Annotated in this window: 20 protein-coding genes and 1 pseudogene; 14 read left to right on the top strand and 7 right to left on the bottom strand. The window is 71.2% G+C overall.

Annotation, left to right across the window (positions count from 1 at the left end):
- Positions 1-705: 705 nt before the first annotated feature.
- From ACUW6W_RS10685 to ACUW6W_RS10620, 14 genes are all read left to right on the top strand, one after another.
- Positions 706-1,491 (top strand): hypothetical protein, encoded by a 786-nt coding sequence (locus ACUW6W_RS10685; protein ID WP_158184976.1) that lies wholly within the window; start codon positions 706-708, stop codon positions 1,489-1,491.
- Positions 1,492-1,641: 150 nt separating this feature from the next.
- A complete protein-coding gene (locus ACUW6W_RS10680) occupies positions 1,642-1,899 on the top strand; it encodes a hypothetical protein (protein ID WP_158184977.1) in 258 nt (85 codons plus the stop codon).
- Positions 1,900-2,001: 102 nt separating this feature from the next.
- Positions 2,002-2,331, top strand: coding sequence for a hypothetical protein (locus tag ACUW6W_RS10675; RefSeq protein WP_354403661.1), 330 nt, complete (start codon positions 2,002-2,004; stop codon positions 2,329-2,331).
- Between the two features lie 140 nt (positions 2,332-2,471).
- The gene (locus ACUW6W_RS10670; protein WP_158184979.1) at positions 2,472-2,801 is read left to right on the top strand and encodes a DUF3846 domain-containing protein; all 330 of its coding nucleotides are present in this window, start codon (positions 2,472-2,474) and stop codon (positions 2,799-2,801) included.
- 201 nt (positions 2,802-3,002) lie between these two features.
- Complete coding sequence (locus ACUW6W_RS10665) at positions 3,003-4,166, top strand: hypothetical protein (RefSeq protein ID WP_158184980.1); 1,164 nt, start codon at positions 3,003-3,005, stop codon at positions 4,164-4,166.
- Positions 4,167-4,308: 142 nt separating this feature from the next.
- Complete coding sequence (locus ACUW6W_RS10660; protein ID WP_158184981.1) at positions 4,309-4,626, top strand: hypothetical protein; 318 nt, start codon at positions 4,309-4,311, stop codon at positions 4,624-4,626.
- A 432-nt stretch (positions 4,627-5,058) separates the two neighbouring features.
- Positions 5,059-5,715 (top strand): hypothetical protein, encoded by a 657-nt coding sequence (locus ACUW6W_RS10655; RefSeq protein WP_158184982.1) that lies wholly within the window; start codon positions 5,059-5,061, stop codon positions 5,713-5,715.
- A 129-nt stretch (positions 5,716-5,844) separates the two neighbouring features.
- A complete protein-coding gene (locus ACUW6W_RS10650) occupies positions 5,845-6,099 on the top strand; it encodes a hypothetical protein (protein WP_152743921.1) in 255 nt (84 codons plus the stop codon).
- 266 nt (positions 6,100-6,365) lie between these two features.
- Positions 6,366-6,737: a hypothetical protein gene (locus tag ACUW6W_RS10645; RefSeq protein WP_158184983.1), complete on the top strand. Its 372-nt coding sequence runs from the start codon at positions 6,366-6,368 to the stop codon at positions 6,735-6,737.
- A gap of 119 nt (positions 6,738-6,856) precedes the next feature.
- Complete coding sequence (locus ACUW6W_RS10640; RefSeq protein ID WP_158184984.1) at positions 6,857-7,147, top strand: hypothetical protein; 291 nt, start codon at positions 6,857-6,859, stop codon at positions 7,145-7,147.
- Between the two features lie 256 nt (positions 7,148-7,403).
- Positions 7,404-7,658 (top strand): hypothetical protein, encoded by a 255-nt coding sequence (locus ACUW6W_RS10635; protein ID WP_158184985.1) that lies wholly within the window; start codon positions 7,404-7,406, stop codon positions 7,656-7,658.
- 87 nt (positions 7,659-7,745) lie between these two features.
- Positions 7,746-9,092 (top strand): hypothetical protein, encoded by a 1,347-nt coding sequence (locus ACUW6W_RS10630; RefSeq protein WP_158184986.1) that lies wholly within the window; start codon positions 7,746-7,748, stop codon positions 9,090-9,092.
- Positions 9,093-9,119: 27 nt separating this feature from the next.
- A complete protein-coding gene (locus tag ACUW6W_RS10625; RefSeq protein ID WP_136941096.1) occupies positions 9,120-9,641 on the top strand; it encodes a hypothetical protein in 522 nt (173 codons plus the stop codon).
- A gap of 31 nt (positions 9,642-9,672) precedes the next feature.
- Complete coding sequence (locus ACUW6W_RS10620; protein WP_136941097.1) at positions 9,673-10,692, top strand: hypothetical protein; 1,020 nt, start codon at positions 9,673-9,675, stop codon at positions 10,690-10,692.
- A gap of 258 nt (positions 10,693-10,950) precedes the next feature.
- Here the strand turns inward: ACUW6W_RS10620 and ACUW6W_RS10615 are convergent, their stop codons facing one another.
- From ACUW6W_RS10615 to ACUW6W_RS10585, 7 genes and pseudogenes are all read right to left on the bottom strand, one after another.
- Entirely contained in the window at positions 10,951-11,649 is a 699-nt protein-coding gene (locus tag ACUW6W_RS10615) for a hypothetical protein (protein ID WP_158184988.1), read from the bottom strand.
- 57 nt (positions 11,650-11,706) lie between these two features.
- Positions 11,707-11,846 (bottom strand): annotated as a pseudogene (locus tag ACUW6W_RS10610) (IS5/IS1182 family transposase); the annotation flags it as partial.
- Between the two features lie 95 nt (positions 11,847-11,941).
- Positions 11,942-12,307, bottom strand: a complete 366-nt coding sequence (locus ACUW6W_RS10605) for a hypothetical protein (protein ID WP_136941099.1) — start codon at positions 12,305-12,307, stop codon at positions 11,942-11,944.
- A gap of 67 nt (positions 12,308-12,374) precedes the next feature.
- Positions 12,375-13,133 (bottom strand): HNH endonuclease family protein, encoded by a 759-nt coding sequence (locus ACUW6W_RS10600; RefSeq protein WP_136941100.1) that lies wholly within the window; start codon positions 13,131-13,133, stop codon positions 12,375-12,377.
- An 86-nt stretch (positions 13,134-13,219) separates the two neighbouring features.
- Entirely contained in the window at positions 13,220-13,651 is a 432-nt protein-coding gene (locus ACUW6W_RS10595; protein WP_136941101.1) for a helix-turn-helix domain-containing protein, read from the bottom strand.
- Between the two features lie 3 nt (positions 13,652-13,654).
- Positions 13,655-13,924 carry a hypothetical protein gene (locus tag ACUW6W_RS10590; RefSeq protein WP_080572007.1) on the bottom strand — a complete coding sequence of 90 codons (270 nt, stop codon included), beginning with the start codon at positions 13,922-13,924 and terminating at the stop codon, positions 13,655-13,657.
- 378 nt (positions 13,925-14,302) lie between these two features.
- Complete coding sequence (locus tag ACUW6W_RS10585; RefSeq protein ID WP_003859021.1) at positions 14,303-14,692, bottom strand: heavy metal-responsive transcriptional regulator; 390 nt, start codon at positions 14,690-14,692, stop codon at positions 14,303-14,305.
- Positions 14,693-14,709: the final 17 nt, after the last annotated feature.

Here is a 14,709-nt window from a genome sequence, read left to right as displayed (position 1 = left end):
GGGGCAGCAGGCGGGCCGCTTCGCGGCCGCCTCGGGTGCGGCCCTGGCGGGCCGACCGCCCCGCTGACGCGGGGCCTGGGCGCGCTCCGCGCGCCGGTTGGGTGCCCCTCCCGTTGAGTGCCCGGCGTACAGCGGGGCACGGCGGGCGCTGACGCGCCGCCGGGCGAGCTGCCAGACGGCAGGGCCCGGGACGGTGGGGGTGGGGCTGGCGCTAACACTCCCCCGGGCCGGTTCGGGCCGAACAAGGGCACCCCCGCCAGGACGGCCCACACGCCCCCTCAGGCGCGGGCACCACCGATCCGGCACTCACGCCCACCGGCCCCACGAACGGCCCGCACACGCCCACACAGCCGCCCCGCCCTCCCCCAGCCCCCGACGCGGCCCCGCCGAGGGCCGGCGCACTCCGAGCACCCCCCGGGAGGCCGAGCACACGCGCGCCCGGCCCCGACGGCCCGACCGGCCCGGACGGCCCGACGGCGGCCCGGGCCGGGCGGCGGCCCGGGCCGGGCGGCGCGACCGGGCGCACGGGACGCCGCACCACACACCACACCACACACACGCCACACCCCACGCCATAAACCACGCCACACCCCCAGTAGACACCCCCTCCCCAAACATGTATTGTTAGACACGTTGGAGGGCACCGCCCACCACACCCCCGCAGGGCCCATCAGGGGCCCCGCACCCCACCCCAAGGAGGACATCATGTTCCAGTTCACCGCTCAGGCCCTGTACCGCGCGCTCGACGTGGCCGGCATGCCGGCTCTGAAGGCCACTCACGACGCGCGGCCGGCCTTGCACCACGTGCAGGGGGTGTTCACTGATCAGGGCCTGATCTTCACCGCCACGGACCGGTACCACGCGGTGCGTACCGTGGCCGCGTACGAGGGTGAGGCTCCCACGCACGGCCAGGGGGCCCCGGAGGTGCTGATCCATCGTGAGGGCCTCAAGCGCCTGCTGCCGATGCTCAAGGCGGCCAAGTCCGCCCCGGCGACGGTGGAGGCCGACGCGGACGCGGTGGTCTTCACCGTGGGGGGCCAGAGCATGCGCTTGGAGAACGCCGCCGGGGACGGCATGGACTTTCCCCGCGTGGAGGCGCTGTTCCGCCTGCACCAGAACGCGACCCATCCCCCGCAGGCCGAGCCGTTCGTGTCCCTGAGCCCGGAGAAGCTGCAGCAGATCACCACGGTGGTCAAGCGGCACACCGGGCGCGCGATGCCCCTGCATCTGTCCCTGGACCGGTTCACTGCGGGCAAGCCGATGAGCTGGATGCTCGGGGACTGGGCCGTGGGCATGCTGATGCCGGTGCGCAACGACGGGCCCTGCACGCACGAGAGCGAGGCCCGCCGGGACGATGGCGGCCTGAGCCGCCTGTTCTCGGCCGTGCCGCTGATGGAGGCCCCGGATGCCGCCCCCACCCGGGAGGACTCCGCGGAGGTGGCCGCCGCCCGGGCCACCACGCGCGGGACTCAGGCGTCGGTCCTCGCCTGATCCTCACGGTCCGCGCGGGGCGGGACTGGCCACGGGGCCGGTCCCGCCCCGCGCGGCGTCGCCGGGTTGCACCCTCCCCCCGATATGTGTATGGTTAGACACGTCAGCAGGGGGCGCGAGGCCCCCGGCACCCCCATCAAGGAGAGCCCCGTGGACACCGAGACCATCTGCACCTCCGCCACCGTCACCATTGGCCAGCCGGTCACCTACGTCGATCACCGCCTGGAGGGCGGGTCCATCCGCTTCCACGACGGCGTCGTGACCGCCATCGACCCGGTGGCACAGACCTTCGACATCGCCATCACCACGTTCATGCGCGGCCGCCACACCATCACCGTCTGGGATCAGTGGCACGGGGACGGCCTGCCCTACGCCATGCCGGCCGACGAGGCCCCCGCGGCCGCCTGAGACGCCCGTCGGGGCGGGGGTTGCACCCCCGCCCCGGTAGATGTATAGTTAGACATATCGCAGGGGGCACGAGGCCCCCCGCATCCCCCACTGGAGGTTCACATGTCCCACGCCGCCCGCTCCACCCGCTCCCCCCGCGCCGCCCACCTGGCCCGCACCCTCACCGTCGGCCTGCAACGCGCGGCCCGCACGAGCTCGCAGGTGCTGCTCTACGGCTCCACCCTCCTGTTCGCCGGGATCTTCACCGGCCTGATCCACGTGAACATCTCCCTGCTGCCCCCCTCCGCCCTGTGGGCCCTGGCCGCGTGGTGCCTCATGGTGATCGCCTTCCTGGGGCTGAGCGTTGGCAGCGTCTGCGCCCGCATCATGCTCACCCTGGCCCGCGGCGGCCGAGGCCTCGCCCGCCGCGCCTGGGACGCCTCGCGCGTCTGACCCCCCGCCCTCGCGGCCCGCGCGGGCGGGGTTGCATCCCCCTCCCATACGTATGTAGTTAGACATGTCCAGGGGGATTGCCTCGGACACCACGCAGGGCCCACCAGGGGCCCGGCACCCCGAGAGAAGGGACGCCCATCATGGCGAACGCGATCAAGATCACCACCGACGGCACCACCACCACCGAGACCGTCAACGGCCTGCAGGACTTCCAGAAGCACGTCGAGGGCTGGGTCGAGGCCCTCGGCGCCGACGACGGCCGCCACATCTTCTGGTTCAACGAGGAGGGCAAGGTCAACGGCATGGCCGCCAACGACAAGGCCCACCGCCTGGTCCACGAGCTCGTGACCGGCCTGTCCCCGTGGGACGTGATCGTCGGCCCCGTGCTGATCACCGGCCCGCTGGCCGCCGACGGCGAGCACTACGAGGCCCCGGCCGCGGAGATGCTCGCCCGGTTCGACCTGGCCTGACCGGCCCAGCCTCGGCGGGCGGTCCCGAGAGGGGCCGCCCGCCCCGGCGGCGGCCGCCCGCGCGCTGGCCCGCGAGCGCAGGCCAGCCGGCGCGCCCGGCGGTCCCGGGCGGGGTTGCCCCGCCACCCTGATACGTGTATGGTTAGACACATCGCGGGGATCAAGAGGATCCCAGCACCCCGAGTGAAGGGACGGCCCGTCATGGCCACCATCGAGATCACCCCGGCCGCCGTCGAGGCGGACCTGCTCCTGACCCCGTTCGTCGTCGTCGGACAGCTGCGCGCCCCGGGCCACTGCCAGGCCTGGATGGACTCCACGGACCGGGTCTGCTCCACGGCCACGGACGGCCACCTGTGCCCCCGCCACCGCACCGTGGCCCGCAAGCGCCGCGCCCGGCGCCTGGCCGAGATCGAGGCCGAGCAGACCAAGGACCGGGCCGCCAAGGCCGCCGCGGCCGAGCGCGCTCGCGGACGCCTGGGGGGCAACCGCCGCGAGCTGGCCGCCGTCGAGGCCGAGCTGGCCCACCTGTCGGCCGTGCCCGTGGACGACCGGGCCGCCGCCGGCGGGGCCGTCCATCCCTCCATCGCCCGCCGCATGGACGCCTCCCTCTCCGAGACACGTGTCGCCAAGGGCCAGCGCCTGACCCGCCGCGCCGAGCACCTGCGCCAGCAGATCACCCTCGCCGAGTCCTGCCCCCCACCCCCGGCCCCCGCGCCCGGGGAGCCGGGGGCCGCCCCTACTCCCCCGCGCCGCACCCTCTACCAGCGCCTGCGCACCCTCGCCGAGCGGCTGAACGATCACGCCGGCGCCGAGATGATCACCCCGCGCGCCCTCGCACAGCTCGAGCACCTCCCCGCCCGTGACGCGGCCCTCGGCGGACTTGTCCTGGCTGTGGCCGACCGCAGCGGCGAGCACGACCCCGCACACGTCTACGTCACCACCGATCGCGCGCTCGCGGGCCACTTCGCCGGCCACCACGCCGCCGGGCCCGCCGGCGGGGCCCTCTACGCCGTCCAGCCGGCCGGGCCCCTCACCCCGGACCCCGACTTCCCCACCGTGGGGATGCGCTGCCCGTCCGCGACGATCCTCTCCAGCACGCCTGCCACCCCGTGGCAGAACCCCCATGCGGATAAGCCGTACACCACCTGGCAGGACCGCCGCAGCCCCATCTACGCCCCCGACGGCCACGCACTGCCCTCCCCCTCGGCCGCGCGTCTGGGCGTCACCGCCGAGGACCTGCACCACCTCGGCCCCTGGCCCGAGCTCAACCAGATCAACCGCGCCAGCCACGCCGTCATCCTCACCCTTCGCCCCGGCATGACCCACGAGGACATCGCGCGGATGAACCGCCGTTTCCAGGCCTGACCAGCCGCGAGCGCCGGCCGTCCGAGCATGGGGCGGCAGCGCTCGCGGCCGGCGGTTGCACCCCCTCTCCGATATGTGTATGGTTAGACATATCGCAGGGATCGAAAGGATCCCCGCACCCCCGACCGAAGGGACGGCTCCCATGGCCCAGAACACCACCCCCGCACCGACCTCCGCGAGCGCGCGCGCCGTCGAGGCCCTCCTGGCCGACCCGGAGCACCTGCGCTCCACCCTCACGGCCCTGGTCCAGCGCGCGGCCTACCTCACCGCCGCCATGCACTGGGACGCCCAGGACAACGTCGGCAGCTCCGAGTGGATGGCCGAGTCCCTCGCCCACGTCCTGCCCAGCGCCGAGATCCCCACGATCCTCGCCGAGGGCGGCTTCGACCTCCCCGCGTCTTCCATGGAGCCCTACCTGACCCGCTACATCCCCGCCGCACCCCCCGCCCACGTCTACTGACCCCCACCCGTCCGCGAGCGCCGGCCCCCTCCCGTGCTCGCGGACGGGCACGGAGGCGCAGCCGGTAGCGTGCGGGTGTGCGCCGGCTCTTCTCATGGGGCCACGGGGGCGCGGGCACCCCGTGAGGGGCCACGCCCGCGCCGCCACACCACCCCCACCCCAGACAACGGACCCCCTGGAGGAGACCACCCATGAGCACCCCACCGCGCGCTCGCGGTGAGGCTCCGCCCGCGGCCGGATCTCTCCGCCGAGGGCGTCGGCGGCACCAGCTGATGGCCGCCGGCGCCCGCAGGGTCAAGGGGACGTGTCGCCAAGAGGCCGGGGCTGCCGGCGAGGTCGTCCCGCGTGTTTGACTCAACCCCCTTGTGGTGTATAGTTAGACACGTCGCAGGGGGCATGAGGCCCCCAGCATCCCGAGCCATGGAGGCCCCCATGAACGAGAACGTTCTGACCCGCACCGAGCTGGAGCTCACCCTGACCCTCGGCAGCCTGACCGCCCGCCACGGACGCCCTGGCGCCTTCGTCGAGCTGCAGTCCCTCTCCGATGCCACCGGCGGGATGATCCTGCGCGTCAGCTCCACGGACGGCCTGGAGTGGTCCAGCTCCCACACCAGCCTGGTGAGCATGGGCTCGCCCCTGCCTCGGGTCGCCCTGGACTACCCCGGCCTGACGCGCCTGAGGAACGGCGTGCGCGCCGCGGCCGACCTGTGCGGATGGGTCCGTCTGCGCGCCGACGAGCACACGCTGCAGCTGCTCGCCGACGGAGACCACATCCCGGAGTCCGAGCGCATCCTGGCCACGGCCCCCAACCACGCCAGCGCGCACCCTGCCCCGGCGCAGCCCCGGCCGGTCGCCCCCGTGAACTGCCCTCCCCTGCCGGCGCGCACGTCCCTTCCGGCCGGCCCCCTGGCCGACCTCACCTGCCACGTCTCCGAGCACGCGCTGCTGAACCTGCACGGCACCGGAGACCCCCGCCTGGTCGGCTGGAGCCTCGGCGTCACCAGTCACGGGCAGATGCTCGCCCAGGACCTCACCAGCACCCGCTACCCGGGCGAGGCCGCCCACCTGCGCCGCCTCGAGGCCCTCTGACCCAGCCCCCCTGCCCCCGCGCCGGACGCGCGCGGGGGCGGGGGTTGACCCCTCCCCCATAGGCGTGTATGGTTAGACACATCGCAGGGGGCATGAGGCCCCCGGCACCCCGAGCAAGGGAGAGCCGCCATGGCCACCATCAAGTCCCCCGGCACCTGGGTCGATCTCAACGGGCAGGTCACCTGCCTCACTCACGCCCCCATGTCCTTGACCGCCCGCCTCGAGGAGCGCCCCCGCCTGCGCACGGTCACCACGACCACCACCGTCTGGAGGAAAATCACCGCGACCATGATCACCGCCTGGGCCAACGAAGTCGGGAGCCTGACCCAGGCCTTCGGCCTGGCCACCTGCGAAGTGTGCCGCCGCAAGACCCCGGCACGCTGACCACCCTCGAACCCGCGAGCGCCCCCGAGAGGCGCTCGCGGGCTCGGCCTCCAGCGAAACAGGGGACCCCGACTAGGCCCCTCATCAAGGCTTATCCCAGGGCCACGCCGATCAACGCGGCCCGCTTCGTCCCCTATGGAAGGAGTGCCATGTCCAACCCTCGCCCCAACTCGGAGATGCAGCCGGAGGCGCCTGCGCCGAGAGCGCAGGCCGACTGGGGGCAGTGGGGCCGGCGGGCCACGGCGACGGCCCAGGGGATAGTCGTGGTGGCCACCCTCGTCCTGGGCACCATCGCTGCCTTGCAGACCCATGAGGGAGACACGCAGCTCGCCGACCTGGGGCGGGCAGCCTTCATCACCTTCTACTGTGGCGGGATCAGGGCATTCCTGAGTCTCTATCCCGCAGGTCGTGATCGGCTCCCCTGGTCCCTCCCCGCGCTCCTAGGCGCACCCGCTGGCGGCTGGCTCTTCATGCACCCAGATCTGTACCGCCAGATCCTCCCGGACCCGTTCGTCGGCATCCCCCCGGGGCCCGCCACATGGGCCGCCTTCGGGTTCTCGACCGTACTGTTCATCGGTGTGACCCTCCAGGACCTCCTCACGAGGAGAGGTCAGCCAAAGCCGGAAGCCGGGCGCTGATCTCCACCGGCGGAGACGGTACCTGCGAGCCTGGTTTGACTCCCCACCCTCATACGTGTATAGTTAGACATATCAGCGGGGGGCACCAGGCCCCCGGCACCCCCACCAAGGAGACCCCCATGGACGACTACTGGGAGCAGATCGAGATCACCGAGGCAATGCTGCGCCTCCACGCCCCGACCACCGCCCAGGGCGTGATCGAGATCCTGCGCGCACACGACCCCCAGCAGACCGGCATCGCCGGGGACGCGTTCTACTCCGGCGCCAACGCCGGCCACTCCCTGATCGGCACCCTGGAGCAGTCCGGCTGGGAGATCACCTTCTGGAACGCGCACTACCACTATGGGCTGTCCTATCAGGGCGGCACCGAGCGGCTGCGCTACGTCGAAGGCGACGTCTACACCGGCTGACCCTCAGGGTGCGCCCCACCAGAGGGGCGCACCCCACCGGCCAACGGCCCACGCCCGCGCTCGCGGCCACCACGGCCGCCTCCGCAGAGACCGACCCTCCGCAGCCACCCCCACCATGACGCCGCCCGCACACATAGACCCAGACCGGCACTCGCGGTCCACGGGCAGGGTTGCACCCACACCCCCCGATGTGTATTGTTAGACATGTCAGCAGGGGCCATCAGGGCTCCCGCACCCCCATCCACAGGAGGACACCATGAGCGAGACCCCCGCCACCGCGACCTGCGCCGCCTGGTCCAACCTCAACGGGCAGGTCACCTGCCCCGCCCACGCCCCCACCTCCCTGGCCGCAGCCCTGGAACGCGCCCCCCGCGCCCAGCAGATCCGCACCGACGACGACCTCTGGACCCGCATCACCGCCGAGGACCTCCAGCTCATGGCCGCCTACCTCAACGACCCGGACCAGGCCCGACAGATCTACACCTGCGAGACCTGCCGCCACACCACCTGAGCTCCCCTGCGCACGCCCCGCGCCGCGCTCGCGGCCGGTGGGGGGCACACTGAGACCTGATCTACCCAGACCGCCCAGGAGAGACCCATGGACCAGACACAGGGGCCGGCCCGGTACCACACACACTTCTACGACGTCGCCGGGGCAGATCATGGCGGCGTCGCCCGCCGGCACGGGCTGCTGCCGGCGCCCATGACACCTCAGGAGCTACAGGAGCAGCCGGCCCTGCTGCGTGCACGAGGGCACTCCCACCGGGACTCCGTACTGATGCCTGCCCTGTCGCCCGTCCCCGTTGTCTACTTCCTCGTCGGGGCCGCGCTGTTGGCTTTGGCCCTGCTCTTGGATACCCCGTCCGGGCCTGCCTTCTGGACCGCCTGCGGGCTGGCCGGGGTGATGATGCTGCTGCCGATGCTGATGTGGGCTGCACAGGGGATCTACGCTGCCCGCCAGGCCAGGATTCGGACCCTGATCCGCGCACGTCTGGGCGATGACCACCAGCTCCAGCAGCGCCGCGCCCACGTCCGCTCCCATGGGGCGCTGCCGGCGGCTCTGATCGCCGGAAGGGACCAAGTGCTGCCGGCCAGCGATGACCCCGTGGTGCTCCAGCGCCTGGCCCGCACCAGCGCAGACCTGATGAACACCTCCCCACACCTGCCCGTGCTCGCGGTGCTGGTCTCGGCCGACACCCCCCTGACCCTGCGCCAGGTCCAAAACCGCGCCGAGCACGGCCTGACGGCCACGCCCCGGAAGGCTGTCCGGGCAGCGTTGGAGCAGATGGAGCAGAACCGCTGGGTGCTCACCGACTGGGAATCCAAGCCCCGCACCTACCAGGCCAACCGGGACCGTCCCGGCTTCGTGCAGATGCTCCAGCTGCTGAGCCTGGACACCAACACGGCCGCCTTGCTCCCCCAGGACCAGGCCCCGCTGACCCCAGCCACCACCGCAGGACAGGACCCTGACCTGCTGGCCCGCGCCCAGACCCTGGACCTGCACAACCTCAACGACAGGATGTTCTTCGAGGTCGTCTTCGCCCAGCAGATCCCCCTGCTCGGACTCCACGAGCAGCAGAACGCCCGACAGCTAGCCGCCGCCGTCGCCGCCGTCGAGCAGCTCATCTCCTCCACCGCCCACGCGGACCCTACCGACGAGCTGGCCACCACCCTCCAGCAGCTGCGCTCCCGGCTGCGCATGACCACCGACGAGCCCTCCATGGGCGCTCACCCGATGATCGCGCTCCAGGCCCTCACCGCCGAGCACAACGCCCAAGCGATCGAAGAAGCCATCGCCCAGATCCGCGCCCGCCACCACGACATCGCCGCCACCGTCTGCGCCGACGCACTGCACACCCATGCACGCGCCCTGCGTCAGCTCATCGCGCAGATCCACGACCAGCCCGACATGCAGCCCCTGCTCGCCCAACTGGACACCCCCTGACCGCCCCCCTCTGCCAAGGAGGCCACCATGCGCACCCGCCACCTGCCCCTGATCCCCCTGACCGCCGCCGCGCTCGCGGTCTGCGGCTGCGGGGTCACCGCCACCACCGACCCTGCACCGTCGGAGACGACGGCACCCCCCAGCACCTCAGCAGCCCCCGCCGGCCCCGTCGACCTCGAGATCCTCGTGCAGTGGGACCCTGCCGATAAGAAGAACACCGCGCCGGTCTCCGGCGGGGCCAACCTCTTCGTCGACGGACGCGCCGCCGGCGTCCACACCCGCCAGAGCATCCCCTCCACCATCGGCGGGGCCGACCCCCTGATCCTTCCCACGCAGGCCGACCCGGGAGAGAGCGTGCAGGTGATCGTCAGCACCTCCCAGCTGGACTACCCCGGGGAGCTGACCTGCCAGATCCGCCTGGCCGGCACGGACACCATCCTGGCCGAGCACTCCGGCAACGACGAGGACATGCCCATGACCGAGTGCTCAACCACTGCCCCCGCCACCGTGCCCGCCAGCCTCCCGGCGACCAGTACCCCCCAGCCCTGAACCCGGCACCACCCATCGAAAGGAACCACCCATGAGCCTGAACCCGCACCTGATCACCATTGCCAGCGTCCTGGCCGCCGACGGGCACTCCGCCTCGGCCCAAGACCTGCGGCAGGCGTTGCCGCGGTTCTCCCGCCGGGACGAGATCCTCCAGGAGCTCACGAATCAGCAGTGGATCATCCCCACCGTCGCGGACCGGTACAAGCTCAACGACGCCCGCCCGGGCATGGACGCCCTCAAGGAGCTGCTCGCCACCACCGCCGACACCCCCGCCCCGCCGGCCACCGCAGACCGCCACCTCAGCACCACCGAACAGCAGCAGCAGCACCGTCAGCACTCCGTCATCGCCGCCGCGGACGCCAAGACCCTGCCGTTCATCCCCGAACCCGACGACGCCCCGACACTGCTGACCCAGGAGCTGCGCCAGCGTCGCCGCCGGATCTACCGCAGCATGGCCATCCCCAACCAGCTGGAGCACCAGTACCAGCTCCTCTACAGCGACCTCCGCCACGAGCGCGGCCGCGACTTCATCCACCTGCTCGGACACCTCGAAGAAGAGCTCAGCAGCCTCCCGGCCGAACACCCCGACCCCCTGCGCGAGCTCGTCCGCCTGACCCTGATCGCCGACCACAACGCCGGCGTCTTCGCCCGCTACGGCGCCCGAGTGAGCGAGGCCGCCCGCCTGGGCCGCGAGCGCTCGCGGGTCGACGACGCCCTGGCCCAGTGGGCCACCGCGCAGCTCGATCCCAGCCCCACCCCGGAGATGCTGGGCCTGCACTCGGAGCACGACAAGATCACGGCGGCCCAGCAGCGTCGTAAGGTGCTGGCCACGATCGAGGCGTCCGAGCCGAACCTGATCCACCACGGCGGCATGCCCGCGGACTCAGATCTGGGCCACGGCGGGGACTACCTGCTGGCCCAGCTGCTGCTGGATCACGGGCGCCGGCTGTTCACGGCCCTGGAGGACCTGGCCTACACCAGCGAGCGCGTGCAGCAGTACGTGGACGGGCTGCGCACCCACTCGGATGAGGACTTCAAGCACTCCCGCTGAGTCGTAGCACACACAGAGGCAGGGACACCCGGTAGTGTCCCTGCCTCCGCTTGATGGCTGGAGCGGTCAGGGCTTGCGGCGCAGGCCGGACACGCCCGTACCGTCCTCGGCCAGGCGCTCGGCGTCCTCCTGCTCTCGCACCTAAGCCTGCCAGGACGGGTCAGTGCCCCCGGCACAAGGGCGGGCCCGGCAACCACACAGGAGGAACGCCACAACACACGGCCCATGCCAGCGCCCCAGAGACATCCACGCCGGGTACTACGGCGGCGTCACCTTGCCCCCCGGGGGGCGCGGATGAGCGCGACGGAGGCCGAGGCGGCTGGTGAACCTCTTCCACGCCGGCCTCTCCGCTAGACGCGCCTCAGCAGTATCGATCCGCTCCGCCAGCTCGCTCACCAGCGCATCCAAGTCCGCCGTCGCCTGCTCCACCTGCACGCAGAAATGCTCCACGTCACGCCGGTCCGTTGACATGAGCTGCGCCAAAGAAGCCGCCAACCTGGATGGCGCGAAGGCCAGTTCGAACGCCATGGCCAGCGAGGTCAGGCGCCCGACCTCATGACCATGATTCCCCTTCATCTCCTGGGCCCACCTGTGCATCGACCATGCGTCCTGGTATTTCACCCTCCACTGAGTCAGAACCTCTAGCACCCGTCCCTCGTTCGCGGCGTGGCTCAGCTGCACCGCACTCACGGCGAATCCAGCCATGGGGGACCCCTGGCTCTCGTCGGTAGGGTCTACATCAGGGTCCCTGAGACGGTGTAGTTGCCCGGACATGCCGGCTACGGCTTCTGCTGCCCGCGTGCTCCGCGCCGTCCGGTCTGCCGCCTGCACGGTGAACCTCGCCACCGACCATGCAACAACCCCCGAGCCGAGCGCGCCGATCGCTGCGCCGACGGCCGCCCCGAAGAACCCGTCCCACAGCGCCGGCCCCTCGGCCGCCCACACGATCCAGTCCATGCCGGTGAGCGTACTGGGGTCGGTGTCCGATCGGACGCCCGCTCACGGGGCCGTCACGACCTGTGGCGCGCGGGCCCAGGGGAGGCCCGAAGCCCTCCCCAGGCACATCGTGCGGGGATCGGCGAATGGCCGGCCCTGCCGGCCCGTGTGGTCTGGAGCAGCGGGGCGATCAACTCCCACTGGGTGTCGGAGAGCATCTGGAACCGGGGCGTGTCTTCGAGGGTGTCAGCCGACCCCTGGATTCATTGTCAGACACGCCCTAGCGCGCGACCTGCACCATGTCTTTGTTCTCCTAGACCTCCAGCGCCTCCTCCACCAGCCGCACCGACTCCCGCTCCGCGTTCTCGTACCGTCCGAAACCGATGGCGTCCGGGTCCAGCCGGCCGGCCTTACCATTGGGACCCAACAGCGCCTCAGTCAGCTCCACAACCCGCTCGACGCCATCGTGGAAGAACACCCGGAAGCGGGCATCGTAGGGCCGACCGTTCTTGAGCATCTTCCAGCCGCCGTCCAACACCAGCGCGATCTCGTGCCCGGTGGCCAGGTCGAACCACCAGCGCCCGACCCGGTCTTCATCCAACATCTGGAACTGTCTCTGCGCATCGGCCTTGACCCAGGCCCGGTTCCATCCCTCGCTGCCGCCCCTGATCCACTTCACCTACTGCTCCCTTCCTCACGCGCACACAGGTCTTCCCTGCAACAGGCCAGTATCCCCGCCGCCATCCTCACGCACACGACGCCAGGACCTGCTGCATCGCCGCCCGCTCAGACACGCTCACGCTCAACCCCCACTTCGCCTTCACCTTCACCTGCCGGCCGACCAGATCGCACCTGGCGGCCGCGCTCGCGGGCAGCCATTCGTCGGCGGAGTGGTCGGACTTGGCCTGGTTGGTGGGTCCGTCGACGGCGAGCAGGTTGTCCGTGTCGTTGGCGAACTGCTCGCGGCGCTCGGGGCTCCACTGGTCGGCGCCGGAGTCCCAGGCTTGGGAGAGGGAGACGATGTGGTCGATCTGCACAGCGGTGGGGTCCGCGGAACTGAACGCGATGATCCCTCCGGTGTAGGGGTCCTCGAGGGTGCCCTCGAGCACCTTGCAACCGTGGGTGCCCGGCTTGATCACCGTCTCGCGCAGGTCCCGGCGCAGGACATCGTTGCGCTGATCACAGCCGTTGCGATCCGTGTCCGCCCAGCGTTGTCCGAAGGCCTCGCGGGCGTAGGCGGTGGAGGGTCGGTACTCGGTGATGGGCAGCAGCTCAAGCTGTTCGGCAGCGGGGCCAGCCGCAGGCGCCGCGCCTGCCTGACGGTCTCCGGCCGGCGACGGCGTGGTGCCCACCAGATCGTTGAGCACCTCGGCACCGGGGATCTTCCCTCCGACCGTGACCCGGTCCAGACTCAAGTCCTCCAGCTGGCCGGCGCCGAGGGCGCCGAGCAGGCCCACCCCTGCCAGGGCAACGGCAGCTCCTGAGATCCACCTCTTGATGCTCATCGTCTCCTCCTCATCTTCCAGGCCCTCACCTGGTCTGCCGCGACGTCGAGCCCGCGGTGGTCCTCTCCGAGCCGGCGCGTCGGTGCTCAGTGCTCGGGCTTGGGCACAGCCTCGATGCGGGCTTGCACCCCGTGCTCCACGCGCAGTCGGCGGGCAGCCTCGGCGGTGGCCGAGCGGTGCAGCTCGACGGGGATCTGGGCGACGCCGTCGCCCAGATCCGGCTCGGCCATCTCCGGCAGCCAGTGGTAGAACGAGCCGCGGTCGGAGTAGGTGAGCATCAGCGCTGCGCCGCTGGCCCCATGGACCTGCAGGGTCTCAGCGACCAGACCGGCGACGAGCTCCTCGCGGTAGTCCTCGAGGCGGGTCAAAGCGGTGTCGATCCACCCCCAGTCCCGCGGCGGGTTCTTCCCGAACTCCCACCGCGTGATGTTCTGCTCCCGGACGTCCAGGGTGTCCGCGAGCGCATCGCGGGAGAGTCCGAGGGCTTCTCGGCGGCACTTCATCTCGATCGCGTTCATCGCTCAGCCTTCCGTGGACATGTAGGAGCGCAGCAGCTCGACCTCGCGGTCGCGCAGCCGGCTGATGGCTTCGCGGAGCGGCTCTTGGCGGGCGGGGACCTGCTTGTGGAGGTTCGCTTCCCAGGTGTTCAGGGTCCAGCCGGCTGCCGGGGCCTTGCTGACCATGACGCAGTCGGGGGTGGGCATGGCCTCTCGCATGCGGGTCCAGCTGGCCGGGGATGGGAATCCGGCTTGGCGGCCCATCTCGGTGGCCGAGTAGTAGAACTCAGGCATGGTGGTCTCCTTCGTCTGTGGGTCGGGGTACGCCACCCCGTTATGTCTAACCTTACATGTCTGGATGCACATATTTCAAGTCGTGTCACGCCGTCGGCCTCGACGGGTGGACAGCAGTGGCCCTCACCCCTCGAGGTGCCTGGCTCGGGATGGCTATGCACAGGGGCGCCCCGGCCGCTGTGGTGCGTTGATACGGTGAGGGTACGGCCGGTTGAGCGAATCCCGTTGATCTCCTGGCCCAGAGGCCCCCAGGTCATCCCCCCTCCGACCTGGGGGCTTCGCCCTACCCGGAACCCGGCTAGGGACACAGGGGGGCGCAGGCGGCCTTCTGATAGCGCATATCGGGGTTGTAGCGTTGGAGTCATTGACTCCCGTCGTCTACAAGTACCTACACACTTGATCGGTGCTGCACGTTTCAGGGTCCGGGTGCGCGGCGTCCTGTCTGAGGTCCGCGATAGTGTCGCGCAGCACGGAGAGCTGCGCGATCTGCTGCTCGATCTCAGCGAGGCGCACGTCAAGCAGGTCGCGCACGTGCTCGCAGGGCGCATGGCCGCCGTCGCGGATGTCGAGGATCTGGCGGATCTGGGCGAGGGTGAGGCCCGCGGCCTGGCCGCGGTGGACGAAGTCGATCCGAGCGACCGTCTCGGGCGCGTAGTCGCGGTATCCGGACGGCGTGCGCTCGGTCGGGGGCAGAAGGCCCTGTTCCTCGTAGAAGCGAAGGGTCTTCGCGGTAGTGCCCGCCCTCTCGGCGAGTTCTCCGATCCGCATTGCTGTCTCCCTCCGTG

Source organism: Micrococcus sp. 093350064-1, from assembly GCF_053627955.1.
Note: the sequence above shows the minus strand (reverse complement) of the source record. Positions and strands in the feature narration are given on the sequence as shown.

Bases quoted from the DNA above. Each gene is read 5' to 3' on its own strand.
- ACUW6W_RS10685 (WP_158184976.1), top strand. From the start codon at position 706: ATGTTCCAGTTCACCGCTCAGGCCCTGTACCGCGCGCTCGACGTGGCC.
- ACUW6W_RS10675 (WP_354403661.1), top strand. From the start codon at position 2,002: ATGTCCCACGCCGCCCGCTCCACCCGCTCCCCCCGCGCCGCCCACCTG.
- ACUW6W_RS10670 (WP_158184979.1), top strand. From the start codon at position 2,472: ATGGCGAACGCGATCAAGATCACCACCGACGGCACCACCACCACCGAG.
- ACUW6W_RS10665 (WP_158184980.1), top strand. From the start codon at position 3,003: ATGGCCACCATCGAGATCACCCCGGCCGCCGTCGAGGCGGACCTGCTC.
- ACUW6W_RS10660 (WP_158184981.1), top strand. From the start codon at position 4,309: ATGGCCCAGAACACCACCCCCGCACCGACCTCCGCGAGCGCGCGCGCC.
- ACUW6W_RS10655 (WP_158184982.1), top strand. From the start codon at position 5,059: ATGAACGAGAACGTTCTGACCCGCACCGAGCTGGAGCTCACCCTGACC.
- ACUW6W_RS10650 (WP_152743921.1), top strand. From the start codon at position 5,845: ATGGCCACCATCAAGTCCCCCGGCACCTGGGTCGATCTCAACGGGCAG.
- ACUW6W_RS10640 (WP_158184984.1), top strand. From the start codon at position 6,857: ATGGACGACTACTGGGAGCAGATCGAGATCACCGAGGCAATGCTGCGC.
- ACUW6W_RS10635 (WP_158184985.1), top strand. From the start codon at position 7,404: ATGAGCGAGACCCCCGCCACCGCGACCTGCGCCGCCTGGTCCAACCTC.
- ACUW6W_RS10630 (WP_158184986.1), top strand. From the start codon at position 7,746: ATGGACCAGACACAGGGGCCGGCCCGGTACCACACACACTTCTACGAC.
- ACUW6W_RS10625 (WP_136941096.1), top strand. From the start codon at position 9,120: ATGCGCACCCGCCACCTGCCCCTGATCCCCCTGACCGCCGCCGCGCTC.
- ACUW6W_RS10620 (WP_136941097.1), top strand. From the start codon at position 9,673: ATGAGCCTGAACCCGCACCTGATCACCATTGCCAGCGTCCTGGCCGCC.
- ACUW6W_RS10615 (WP_158184988.1), bottom strand. From the start codon at position 11,649: ATGGACTGGATCGTGTGGGCGGCCGAGGGGCCGGCGCTGTGGGACGGG.
- ACUW6W_RS10600 (WP_136941100.1), bottom strand. From the start codon at position 13,133: ATGAGCATCAAGAGGTGGATCTCAGGAGCTGCCGTTGCCCTGGCAGGG.
- ACUW6W_RS10595 (WP_136941101.1), bottom strand. From the start codon at position 13,651: ATGAACGCGATCGAGATGAAGTGCCGCCGAGAAGCCCTCGGACTCTCC.
- ACUW6W_RS10590 (WP_080572007.1), bottom strand. From the start codon at position 13,924: ATGCCTGAGTTCTACTACTCGGCCACCGAGATGGGCCGCCAAGCCGGA.
- ACUW6W_RS10585 (WP_003859021.1), bottom strand. From the start codon at position 14,692: ATGCGGATCGGAGAACTCGCCGAGAGGGCGGGCACTACCGCGAAGACC.